This window comes from Flagellimonas alginilytica (genome assembly GCF_042134605.1).
GTDB lineage: Bacteria > Bacteroidota > Bacteroidia > Flavobacteriales > Flavobacteriaceae > Flagellimonas > Flagellimonas alginolytica.
The window spans coordinates 3,553,392-3,565,822 of record NZ_CP169638.1; the positions used below are offsets into that span (position 1 = coordinate 3,553,392).

7 protein-coding genes and 1 pseudogene are annotated in these 12,431 nt (G+C 41.8%); 7 read left to right on the top strand and 1 reads right to left on the bottom strand.

The window, feature by feature from the left end:
- Nucleotides 1–97: 97 nt before the first annotated feature.
- Nucleotides 98–1,360: pseudogene (locus tag ABTP35_RS16040) on the top strand (putative DNA modification/repair radical SAM protein).
- 112 nt (nt 1,361–1,472) lie between these two features.
- Nucleotides 1,473–2,249: a TIGR03915 family putative DNA repair protein gene (locus tag ABTP35_RS16045; RefSeq protein WP_293295158.1), complete on the top strand. Its 777-nt coding sequence runs from the start codon at nt 1,473–1,475 to the stop codon at nt 2,247–2,249.
- A 1-nt stretch (nt 2,250) separates the two neighbouring features.
- Here the strand turns inward: ABTP35_RS16045 and ABTP35_RS16050 are convergent, their stop codons facing one another.
- Nucleotides 2,251–2,778 (bottom strand): hypothetical protein, encoded by a 528-nt coding sequence (locus tag ABTP35_RS16050; protein WP_293295157.1) that lies wholly within the window; start codon nt 2,776–2,778, stop codon nt 2,251–2,253.
- A gap of 189 nt (nt 2,779–2,967) precedes the next feature.
- Here ABTP35_RS16050 and uvrA point away from each other — a divergent pair, with 189 nt between their 5' ends.
- From uvrA to ABTP35_RS16075, 5 genes are all read left to right on the top strand, one after another.
- Nucleotides 2,968–5,829: an excinuclease ABC subunit UvrA gene (uvrA, locus tag ABTP35_RS16055; RefSeq protein ID WP_293295156.1), complete on the top strand. Its 2,862-nt coding sequence runs from the start codon at nt 2,968–2,970 to the stop codon at nt 5,827–5,829.
- Nucleotides 5,830–5,849: 20 nt separating this feature from the next.
- On the top strand, nt 5,850–6,536 hold the full coding sequence (locus ABTP35_RS16060; protein WP_252079831.1) for a TIGR00730 family Rossman fold protein: 687 nt from the start codon (nt 5,850–5,852) through the stop codon (nt 6,534–6,536).
- A gap of 97 nt (nt 6,537–6,633) precedes the next feature.
- Nucleotides 6,634–9,381 carry a metalloprotease gene (locus ABTP35_RS16065; RefSeq protein ID WP_293295155.1) on the top strand — a complete coding sequence of 916 codons (2,748 nt, stop codon included), beginning with the start codon at nt 6,634–6,636 and terminating at the stop codon, nt 9,379–9,381.
- Between the two features lie 157 nt (nt 9,382–9,538).
- Nucleotides 9,539–11,950 carry an alpha-ketoacid dehydrogenase subunit alpha/beta gene (locus ABTP35_RS16070; RefSeq protein ID WP_293295154.1) on the top strand — a complete coding sequence of 804 codons (2,412 nt, stop codon included), beginning with the start codon at nt 9,539–9,541 and terminating at the stop codon, nt 11,948–11,950.
- 98 nt (nt 11,951–12,048) lie between these two features.
- Nucleotides 12,049–12,426 (top strand): DoxX family protein, encoded by a 378-nt coding sequence (locus ABTP35_RS16075; protein WP_224836823.1) that lies wholly within the window; start codon nt 12,049–12,051, stop codon nt 12,424–12,426.
- Nucleotides 12,427–12,431: the final 5 nt, after the last annotated feature.

Sequence of the window (12,431 nt, forward strand, 5' to 3'; positions counted from 1 at the left end):
TCAAATATACCAATTTTGGATTATTTCCAAAATAATTTATGGAGTATTTCCATTAATTGGATTATTTCCATATTTTTGATTGGAATATTTCCAAGTTATGAATTTTGACAGAATACGTGATAAACTGAACATTCTTGCCGATGCTGCCAAATATGATGTTTCGTGTGCAAGCAGTGGCAGCAATCGCACCAATTCCAATAAAGGATTGGGCAATGCGTCCAAAATGGGTATTTGCCATACCTACACCGCGGACGGCCGTTGTGTATCGCTACTAAAGATTTTGCTCACCAACCATTGTATTTTTGATTGCGCCTATTGCGTAACCCGTAAATCCAACGATGTTCCCAGGGCCGCTTTTAAGGTGCAGGAAGTTGTTGATCTTACCATCAATTTTTATCGAAGAAACTATATCGAAGGTCTTTTTTTGAGTTCCGGTATTTTTAAAAGCGCCGACCACACCATGGAACGTTTGGTAGCTGTTGCCAAAAAACTGCGCGAAGAAGAAAATTTCAACGGTTATATTCATTTAAAATCCATTCCTGGAGCGAGTGATGAATTAATGTACGAAGCGGGGCTTTATGCAGATCGCCTTTCCGTAAATATTGAAGTGCCCACAATTTCTGGCCTAAAACTATTGGCTCCAGATAAAAAGCACGAGGATTTTACCAGACCGATGGAAAAGGTAAAAAATGAAATAGCACGGTATACATCGGAGCGAAAGATTATAAAAAACACCCCAAAATATGCTCCTGCCGGCCAAAGTACACAAATGATCGTAGGTGCATCTAGAGAATCGGATAAGGATATAATGTATTCAGCGACATACTATTACAAAAAATATCATATGAAGCGTGTATATTATTCCGGATATGTGCCCGTAACCCAGGACTCCAGATTGCCATCGATAGGTACAGAGGTGCCCATGTTACGCGAGAACAGATTGTACCAAACGGATTGGCTATTGCGCTTTTATGGGTTTTCCATTGGTGAAATCTTGAACAAGCAACATCCAAATCTGGATATGGACGTAGATCCTAAACTCTCATGGGCACTGCGCAACCTACACTATTTTCCAGTGGATGTGAACACTGCGGACAAGCGACTATTGGCACGAATCCCTGGTATTGGAATGCTGTCCGTATCAAAAATTATAAAGGCCAGAAAATTTAGAAAACTGAACTGGGACCATCTCAAAAAAATTGGGGTGGCCCTCAACCGTGCCCAATAATTTATGGTGTGCGAATCGCGAGATTGGGAGCGCCGGGACTTGGATGCGGATAAGATAAAAGGGATGATTCTTAAGAATTCCAAAGGGAAATTCCGGAATCAATACAGCACGCAATTGTCCTTGTTCAATTAACAGATAAGTCATTTCGAACTTTCATGTCGAGCGTAGTCGAGATAGTATTGGGACACCTAGATTTCTCAGTCATAAATTCCTTCGAAAGGACATCTAAAAAAACGATAGCACTATGAATACTTCAACAACCTTAGTTTATGACGGTAGCTTTAATGGCTTCCTCACCGCCGTATTTGTCGCTTTTGACGAAAAAATCAATGTGGCCGACATCCAAAAGAACAATCAGACCCAAAGTGGGTTATTTTCGGATTCTGAAACCGTATTTACCCATGTGGAAAAGGCCAAAAGGGTTTGGAACGGTATCCGAAATAAGAGTAACAATGCCATTTCCAGTGTCTATTTTGCTTTTTTAAGTGAAACCGAAGGAGTGGAAATGATGCTTTACTCTTACATCCAAAAATTAATGCGCACCAAAAATGGTAAGTATTTGGACTATTCGGACCCGACAGTATTGCACATTGCGCAATTGGCCAAAAAAGTGGGACGCGAAAAACATCGGATGGAAGCCTTTGTCAGGTTTCAATTGACCAAGGACGACATTTACTTTGCCAACATTGAACCCGATTTTGATGTACTCCCCTTAATTTCCAAACATTTCCGTGATCGCTATGCGGACCAAAAATGGTTAATTTATGATGTAAAACGTAAATATGGCATCTATTATAATTTGGACCACGTAGAAATGGTAACCCTCAATTTGAAAGACATCCACCACAACAAAACTATAAAAAGTGATGCCTTTACCACCGAGGAATACGAATACCAGACCCTTTGGAACGATTATTTTAAAAGTACCAATATTGCCTCGCGCATCAACCCAAAATTACATACGCAGCACGTACCTAAACGCTATTGGAAGTATTTGAGCGAGAAGAAGGAGGCGGTGTAATCTATCCTTTGCTTTTCTCCCCCACAAAATGGTCGCTTTTGGTCTTGAACAGTACGTTGAAACTGGTCAAACTGCCATATATTCGGGTAATATATTGTTGTAGGTCCACTTTTTCTTGATCGTCCAAGTTTTTGCTACTGTTGATTTTTTGTTCCATTACACGGATACGATCGCGCACCATCACAATTTTATGGAAAAAAGTATCAATGGGCATTTCCTTATTGGCAGTTGAGTCACCGGGTTCCAAAACCAATTTTCCACCTTTCCATTTATCGGCCATGGCCACTTTTTCGTGGGTGTCGCTCCATTTTTCCAATATTTTCACCAAAGATCGCTCCACATCAAAAAAACTTACACTGTCCACTTCATCTTCCACAGCTTCAATAACTTCAAAATTTGAATCCAAGTCAATGGTTTCCAATCCGTTTTCCAAAAATGTCACCCAATAATGTTTGGAAGATACATTGGTCACCACCCCTTTTCCATATTCTGGGTGATTTATTCTTGAGCCTATGCCTAGTAATTTCATATTTGTTTCTTTTTATTCTGTCAGGTCGAGCGCAGTCCAGACCCAACATTGGATAAACAAGCACCTCTCGACTGCGCTCGAGGTGACAATGTACACGGTAAAAATAAACCATCAATGAACAAAAACGAAACCAAAAGGCCACTTCATTTTTACATCTCAAATCGCTACTTTTGAAGTTTGCTATGATTTATGATCAATTACGAAGAACATATTGAGGTTAAGGGCGCAAGGGTCCATAATCTAAAGAATATTGATGTTACGATCCCACGTGAAAAATTGGTGGTCATCACCGGACTTTCGGGCAGTGGAAAGTCCTCTTTGGCCTTTGATACGATCTATGCCGAGGGGCAACGAAGATATATTGAAACTTTTTCGGCCTACGCCAGACAGTTTTTGGGCGGTTTGGAACGCCCGGATGTGGATAAGATCGATGGACTCTCTCCTGTGATCGCCATAGAGCAGAAAACCACCTCCAAATCCCCACGTTCCACTGTGGGAACCATTACAGAGGTTTACGATTTTTTACGTCTACTTTTTGCTAGAGCAGGCGATGCATACAGCTATAACACGGGTGAAAAAATGGTGAGTTACAGCGATGAACAGATCAAGGATTTGATCATTGAGTCTTACCAGGACAAAAAAATAAATGTGTTGGCTCCCGTGATCAAATCCAGAAAAGGACACTACCGCGAACTTTTTGAGCAGATTGCAAAGCAAGGATTTGTAAAAGTGCGGGTCGATGGGGAAATTACCGACATTACCAAAGGAATGAAGGTTGACCGTTACAAAACCCACGATATTGAAATTGTGATAGATCGTTTAAAAGTGGGAAATAGCGAGGATTTCCATAAACGCTTGAGCGAGACCATAAATACGGCGATGTACAGTGGTGAAAATGTTCTTATGATCTTGGAAGAAGGGGAAACGGTACCAAGATATTTCAGTCGGGACCTAATGTGCCCGACCACAGGTATCTCCTATCCAACACCGGAACCCAACACCTTTTCTTTTAACTCACCTAAAGGAATGTGTCCAGAGTGCAGTGGTTTGGGGCATGTATACCAGGTAAATGTGGGTAAAATCATTCCAAACAGAAAATTATCCATAAAATCCGGAGGCCTTGCTCCCTTGGGAGAGTACAAAAAGTCTTGGGCCTTTAAACAATTGGAAACTATTGCGCAGCGCTACAATTTTGAATTGACCGATCCCATTGAAAAAATTCCAGAAGAAGCCATGGACGTTATTTTGAACGGTGGCAAGGAAAGTTTTGAGGTGGATTCTAAAAGTCTAGGGGTTAAAAGACAATATAAAATCGATTACGAGGGCATCTCCAACTTTATCAAAACCCAATATAATGAAGCCAACTCAACATCTATAAAAAGATGGGCAAAAGATTACATGGACAAAGTGGAATGCCCAAGTTGCAATGGATCGCGGTTACGCCAAGAATCATTGTATTTTAAAATTGATGGCAAAAATATTGCGGAACTCGCGCAAATGGATATCGCAGAGTTGGCCGATTTCTTCAAACACTTGGATGATACCTTGGAGGGCAACCAAAAGATCATTGCGAACGAAATTATAAAGGAAATCAGTGCCCGTGTTGGATTTTTATTGGATGTAGGCCTGGATTATCTATCATTGAACCGAAGCTCCAAATCACTTTCTGGAGGTGAGGCACAACGTATCCGATTGGCCACCCAAATAGGTTCTCAATTGGTGGGTGTTCTCTATATCCTGGACGAACCCAGCATAGGACTTCACCAAAGGGACAATGAGCGATTGATACATTCTCTCGAAGCGCTGCGTGATATCGGCAATTCCGTAATCGTAGTGGAACATGATCGCGACATGATCGAATGTGCCGACCATGTAATCGATATAGGGCCACGGGCAGGTAAACATGGAGGTGAAATTATTTCCGAAGGAAGCCCAAAAGAAATGTTGGGCCAAAACACGATTACAGCAAAGTACATTACCGGCGAAATGGAGATTCCCGTACCAGAAAAACGTCGGAAAGGAACCGGTAAAAAGATAACCCTATCTGGTTGTACTGGCAATAACCTAAAAAATGTAACTGTTGATTTCCCTTTGGGAAAACTGATCGGGGTAACCGGCGTATCGGGAAGTGGTAAATCCACCTTGGTGAACGAGACCCTCTACCCTATTATGAATGCCCATTATTTTAATGGTGTAAAAAAACCGATGCCCTACAAAAAAATTACAGGTTTGGAACATATAGACAAGGTCATCGATATCAACCAATCCCCGATAGGGCGCACACCACGGTCCAATCCGGCCACGTACACCGGGGTTTTTAGTGAAATTCGATCCCTGTTCGCCAAAACCACCGAAGCAACCATCCGTGGTTACAAACCAGGTAGATTTAGTTTTAACGTTGCCGGTGGGCGATGTGAAACTTGTCAGGGAGGTGGGCTCAAAGTAATTGAAATGAATTTTTTGCCCGATGTGTACGTAGAATGCGAGACCTGTAACGGCAAACGCTTCAATAGGGAAACCTTGGAGATCCGGTACAAAGGCAAATCCATTGCCGATGTCCTGGAAATGACCATCAATGAAGCTGTGGATTTTTTTGAGAACATTCCAAAAATCCACCGAAAGCTAAAGACAATAAAAGATGTAGGTTTGGGTTATATATCATTGGGGCAACAGTCCACTACCCTATCCGGAGGCGAGGCACAACGGGTCAAACTGGCCACCGAACTGTCCAAACGGGACACAGGAAATACTTTTTACATCCTCGACGAACCTACCACCGGTCTTCATTTCGAAGATATCAGGGTACTTATGGAGGTACTGAACCAATTGGTGGACAAAGGCAATACCATCTTGGTCATCGAGCATAATATGGATGTGATAAAAATGATGGACCACATTATAGACATTGGGCATGAAGGTGGTAGAGGCGGCGGAACGGTAGTTGCCAAGGGTACCCCCGAAGAAGTGGCCAAGGACAAAAAGAGCTATACCGCCAAATTTTTAAAAAAGGAGTTGGAGAACACAAAACAAAAAATAAAACACGCAGTTTAAAACACTATACAACTATGCAAATGCGCAAAGAACAACATTCTAAAGGATGGAATGAAATTAAGACAAACGATTCGTGGGCCATATTTAAAATTATGGGCGAATTTGTTAATGGATTCGAAAAAATGAGCGTAATCGGGCCGTGTGTCTCCATTTTTGGATCGGCGCGGGTACGACCGGGACATCAATATTACGATTTAGCCGTACGGATCTCACAAAAAATCGCGGAAGCGGGTTATGGAGTCATTACTGGCGGTGGACCCGGAATTATGGAAGCGGGAAACAAAGGAGCCAACCTGGCCGGCGGTACTTCTGTGGGCTTAAATATAGACCTACCCTTCGAACAGCACGATAACCCCTATATCGACGATGATAAAAGTCTGGATTTTGATTACTTTTTTGTTAGAAAGGTAATGTTCGTAAAATACTCACAAGGCTTTGTTGTGATGCCCGGAGGCTTTGGTACATTGGACGAGTTTTTTGAGGCCCTGACACTTATCCAGACACATAAAATCCATACATTCCCTATAATTCTTGTGGGCAGTGAATTTTGGAAAGGTCTGCTCGATTGGATCAAGAACACCTTGGTCGAGGAAGGGAACATAAGTCCAAAAGACCTAGATTTGATTAAATTGGCCGATACAGAGGATGAAGTTGTGGAAATAATAGATGCTTTCTACAAAGGCCGAACCTTAAGCCCAAACTTTTAACATTACCACATTGGCTTACCGTTTCGTATTTTTTGGCGTTCTGCTGCAATGCATTTTATTGTGCCCGAATATATCGGCGCAACATACCAATGAAATTGTGGCTACCCTCGATGGACCTACCCATCAAATACGAATACGGCAACATTTTACCTATGTAAACCAATCGGACAAAGGACTTTCCACCCTTTATTTTAACGATTGGAACCATGCCTATTCCAATAAAAATACCGCATTGGCAAAAAGGTTCGCGGAAGAGTTTAACCGCAGTCTCCATTTGGCAAAAGATAGGGAAAGGGGAAAAACCACGATACGGACCATAGTTGATCAAAACTATGCCGGGCTCGACTGGAATCGAATAGGTAACATGGATTATATTGCCGTTTCCCTTAATGAGGTACTTAAACCGGGGGAATCGATCCAACTGTTTTTTACCTATACCATTAGATTGCCCGATGCCAAGTTTACCGGCTATGGCCATTTAAACAACCAAGGTTTCAACCTTAAGGATTGGTATTTTACCCCTGCTGTTTTCGATGATGATTGGAAATTGTACAACAACATTAACTTGGATGATCTATATACCGATGTTACCGATACCAGAATCAATTTTACCTATCCCGAAGACTTGTTTTTGGCGTCCAACTATCGCACATCCAACATTTCCAATTTTCCTGGTGGGCATCATGTACAGCTTCTCGGGGACAATAGAAAAAATTGCGAGATTATCTTAACAGCTGATGATAGATTCACCAAACATGTTACCGAGCACGTTACCATAACCACAGATATAGAATCCAATAAATATGGCGAAATAGCCCAAGGTATTTCCATTAATAGGGTTTCGCAATTTTTAAACGAAAATTTGGGCCGTTACCCCCATGGCAACCTATTGGTCAGCGAGTTCGACTATAGCAAATCACCTTTATATGGCATAAGCCAACTCCCTTCATTTATTAGGCCGTACGAGGAGCAATTTCAGTTTGAAATGAAGTTCCTAAAAACGGCCATCCGCAATTATCTGAAAGAGTCTTTGTACCTAAATCCGCGCGAAGAACGCTGGGTGAACGATGCAATCGGGTACTACCTTATGATAAAATATGTGGAAGAGTACTATCCCGATCAAAAACTGGCAGGAAAGCTATCACGAATTTGGGGCATAAAGAACTTTCATTTTGCACAAATGGATTTTAATGAGCAATACGCACTATTTAGTATGCTCTCTGCAAGGAAAAACATCGATCAGGCCCTGACCACCCGAAACGATTCCCTAATCAAATTCAACCAAAAGATCGCGAATAGTTACAAGGCCGGGCTGGGCATGTCCTATTTATCGGCCTATTTGGGCGAGAAAAAAGTGGATAGCACTGTATTGGATTTTTATCAGAACTATAAACTGAAACAATACGTATCCGCTAAAGATTTTCATAACACAATCAAAAAATATGCGGATAAAGAAGTGGATTGGTTCTTTGATTCTTATGTGAACACGGACAAAAAAATCGATTTCAAAATCAAAAAAATCAAAAAAACAGAGGATTCCATCACTTTTGTACTAAAGAACAAACGAGGGACCAATGTGCCCATATCCGTTTTTGGGCTCGAAAAGGATTCCGTGGTTTCGCAATATTGGTTTTCCGGAATTGATACCACCAAGAGCGTTACCATACCAAGACAAGGTGAAGATCGTTTAGTGCTGAACTATGATCAAAAAATACCTGAGTTCAACCAAAGGGACAATTGGAAAACATTGAACGGTTTTTTTTCCAGTAACAAAAAGCTCAAGTTTCAATTTTTCAAGGATACGGAAGACCCCTATTACAACCAGATATTTTATGTACCCATAGTCAACTTTAATTTATACGACGGGATAACACCAGGATTACGCCTCTATAACAAAACCTTTTTGGAACGCCCTTTCCAATACGATATTTCCCCGACGTATTCCTTTTTGGAGCGCACCTTGGTGGGAAAGGCCAGTTTACGCTATCGCAAGTACCATAACAAAACTGGATTGTTTGTAACCAATTATTCGTTTTCCACATCTACATCGCACTTTCAGGAAAATTCCAGATTTACCACATTGACACCTGCCGTTAGTTTTGGGTGGCGACCGGACGATCTTTTATCCAACCGAAGACAATACTTATTGTTCAGGTACAGGAACGTTTTTAGGAATATAGACGAGAATTTGGAAGGCCAATTGGACACCGAACCCGACTATGGTGTTATGAATGTTCGGTTTACCGATGTGGACAATAACATTTTGAATTATTCCTCTTGGTTTATTGATGCCCAACATTCCAGTGACTTCACCAAAGTTGCGTTTGAATGGGAATACAGAAAACTGTTCCAAAGCAATAGACAATTGAACCTTCGAGTGTATGCCGGAAAATTCTTGAGGAACACAACTGAATCCAATTTTTTCAGCTTTGCGCTGGACAGACCCACGGACTATATGTTCGACCTAAACTATCTGGGAAGGTCCGAAAGTTCTGGAATATATAGCCAACAGGTAATTATTGCCGAAGGAGGGTTTAAATCGAAACTCGAAAATCCATATGCCAACGATTGGATAGCTACGACCAACGCGAGCACAAACATATGGCGTTGGGTGGAAGCCTATGGCGATTTGGGCTTCATTAAAAATAAAGGCCAAAACACCCGTTTTGTATACGACTCCGGTGTTCGCCTAAATTTGGTTACGGATTACTTTGAGCTTTACTTTCCCGTATATTCAAATAGAGGTTGGGAAATCGCCCAGGACAATTACGAAGAAAGAATCCGTTTTATAGTCACTATAAGCCCGAAAACCCTTATCGGGCTCTTCACAAGGAAGTGGTTTTGATTATCATATTGATAATTGAACACTTCTTTTTGGTTATATAATTAACATATAATAGATTTTTTCAGTGTATTTTTAACTTTTTTTCAATTTATTAGTGCGGATTGCTATTGCTATTTTGACTCGTTTTTAATACTTTTGCAGAAATCTTCAATACCTTATGAAACCCAACCCAAGTACTAGCAACGATATTTCTTTTGACGATTTCAAAACGCAGATCCTTCAAGATTATGAGATTGCCGTTACCAGCAGGGAATGTAGTTTAATGGGAAGACGGGAAGTACTGTCCGGCAAGGCCAAGTTCGGAATTTTTGGGGACGGAAAAGAGCTCCCACAGTTGGCAATGGCAAGGGCTTTTCAGAATGGGGATTTTAGGAGCGGATACTATCGCGACCAAACATTTATGATGGCATTGGGTTATTTGGACCCAAAATCTTTCTTTCATGGCCTATACGCCACTACAGATTTGGAAAAAGAACCTATGAGTGCAGGCCGTCAAATGGGAGGCCATTTTGGTACGCACAGCTTAAACGAGGATGGAACATGGAAAAACCTGACCGAACAAAAAAACAGTAGTGCCGATATCTCGTGCACCGCAGGTCAAATGCCTCGTTTGCTAGGACTTGCACAGGCTTCCAAAATTTACCGAAACGTAGAAGGAGTAGAACAATCGAATTTTTCCAACAATGGAAATGAAGTCGCTTGGGGCACTATAGGCAACGCAAGTACCAGCGAAGGGCATTTTTTTGAAACACTCAATGCTGCCGGGGTAATGCAAGTTCCCATGGTTATCTGTATTTGGGACGATGAGTACGGCATTTCGGTCCCATCCGAATTCCATACCACCAAAGGAAGTATTTCCGAAGCACTTAGCGGACTGCAAAGGGACGAAGAAAAGAATGGTTTTGAGATTTTAAAAGTACACGGTTGGGATTATACGGCACTTATCCACACCTTTGAGAATGCCTCTGACATTGCTCGGGAACAACATGTACCCGTAATTTTACATGTAACGGAACTTACGCAGCCACAGGGTCACTCTACCTCTGGGTCACACGAAAGATACAAATCTTCCGAGCGTTTGGAGTGGGAACGCGAAAACGATTGTAACAAGCGTTTTAGGGAGTGGATCATAGAAAACGGTATTAGCACCGAAGAAGAACTCAAAAAAACGGAGAGGGAGATCAAACAAAAGGTAAGGGCTGCCAAAAAAGAAGCTTGGACCGAATTCCTGAGCCCTCAAATACAAGCTAAAAAAGTATTGGTTCAGTTATTGGACCAAGCAGCAAGTAAAAGTCCGAACAGAGCTTTTATCACTAAGCTAAAAAATGACTTGATCGCAATTGAGGAGCCCCTTAAAAAAGATTTGGCCACTAAATCCCGAAAGGCATTGCGTTATCTCTTGGGCGAAACAAGCCCGGAAAAGAAAGCGCTTCAGCAGTGGGTGGACAACTATATTAAAAATGGTGAATACGAGTATGGTTCGCATCTTTATAACGAAATTGGCAATAAAGCAACATCCATTGCACCGGTACCCCCCATCTATTCTGAAGATGCCGAAGAAGTTGATGGACGTGTAATCCTTAGGGACAATTTTGACAAACTGTTCACCAAATATCCAGAAGCTTTGGTATTTGGCGAGGATACGGGCAATATTGGCGATGTTAACCAAGGTCTGGAAGGACTTCAAAAAAAGTTTGGCAAACTTAGGGTCGCCGATACGGGTATCCGCGAGACCACTATAATTGGTCAGGGAATCGGTATGGCCCTTAGAGGACTCCGCCCAATTGCGGAAATACAATATTTGGATTATATCCTGTATGCGATCCAAACCTTAAGCGACGATTTGGCTACCTTAATGTACAGAACCGTAGGAAAACAAAAAGCACCGTTGATCGTTCGTACCAGAGGACACCGTTTAGAAGGAATATGGCACTCCGGTTCACCCATGGGCGGCCTAGTGCACTTATTGCGGGGCATGTATATTCTGGCCCCAAGGAACATGACACAGGCTGCAGGCTTTTACAATACTTTGATGAAGAGTGATGAACCGGCCTTGATCATTGAAAGTTTGAACGGATATCGCCTAAAAGAAAGAAAACCGGACAACTTAGGTGAGTACTGTACACCAATCGGCAAGGTCGAAACATTAAAAGAGGGCAAGGACATTACCCTGCTATCTTACGGTTCCACCTTAAGGATTGTAGAAAAAGTAGCCCAAGATCTTTTGGAAGTTGGTATTGATGCCGAAGTTATAGACGCCCAATCCTTGTTGCCTTTTGATTTGGAACACGATGTGGTAAAAAGTCTGCAAAAAACCAATAGGCTTTTGGTTATCGATGAGGATGTGCCAGGCGGATGTTCGGCATATCTGATGCAAGAAGTGATGGAAAAACAAGGAGGCTACCGCTATTTGGATAGCAAACCACAAACGTTGACAGCCAAGGCACATCGACCGGCCTATGCATCGGACGGGGATTATTTTTCAAAACCAAATGCAGAGGATATTTTTGAAAAAGTGTACCACATAATGCACGAATCCGACCCACAAACTTATCCCGCCCTGCGGTAGTTTCACATAAAGATCAACTCAAAAGTACCTTTCGTCAATTAAAGTTGTGTTTTTAGAAACATAATTTATATTTTCACGGGGATTAATTTTTTCCCCACATGAAAAACAACACTTTGATCCACTTTGGGCTGGCACTTTTAAGGATTGTACCATCTGCATTTATGCTAACCCATGGTTACCCCAAATTAATGAATCTCATCAATGGCAACACAGAATTCGCCAACCCATTTGGAATTGGGCAGGCGCCTTCACTTTTTTTGGCCGTTGTGGCCGAATTTATATGCCCGCTATTGATCATTATTGGTTTTAAGACCCGATGGGCTGCCATACCCACCGCAATTACCATGTTCGTTGCCGGTTTTATGATTCACGGTGCTGATCCATTCGGCACAAAGGAAAAAGCTTTGCTTTACCTTACCGTATTTGTGGTTATAATGCTATTGGGGCCTGGCAAATACAGCGTGGATAAAAAGTAACAATC

Bases quoted from the DNA above. Each gene is read 5' to 3' on its own strand.
- ABTP35_RS16045 (WP_293295158.1), top strand. From the start codon at position 1,473: ATGAATACTTCAACAACCTTAGTTTATGACGGTAGCTTTAATGGCTTC.
- ABTP35_RS16050 (WP_293295157.1), bottom strand. From the start codon at position 2,778: ATGAAATTACTAGGCATAGGCTCAAGAATAAATCACCCAGAATATGGA.
- uvrA (WP_293295156.1), top strand. From the start codon at position 2,968: ATGATCAATTACGAAGAACATATTGAGGTTAAGGGCGCAAGGGTCCAT.
- ABTP35_RS16060 (WP_252079831.1), top strand. From the start codon at position 5,850: ATGCGCAAAGAACAACATTCTAAAGGATGGAATGAAATTAAGACAAAC.
- ABTP35_RS16070 (WP_293295154.1), top strand. From the start codon at position 9,539: ATGAAACCCAACCCAAGTACTAGCAACGATATTTCTTTTGACGATTTC.
- ABTP35_RS16075 (WP_224836823.1), top strand. From the start codon at position 12,049: ATGAAAAACAACACTTTGATCCACTTTGGGCTGGCACTTTTAAGGATT.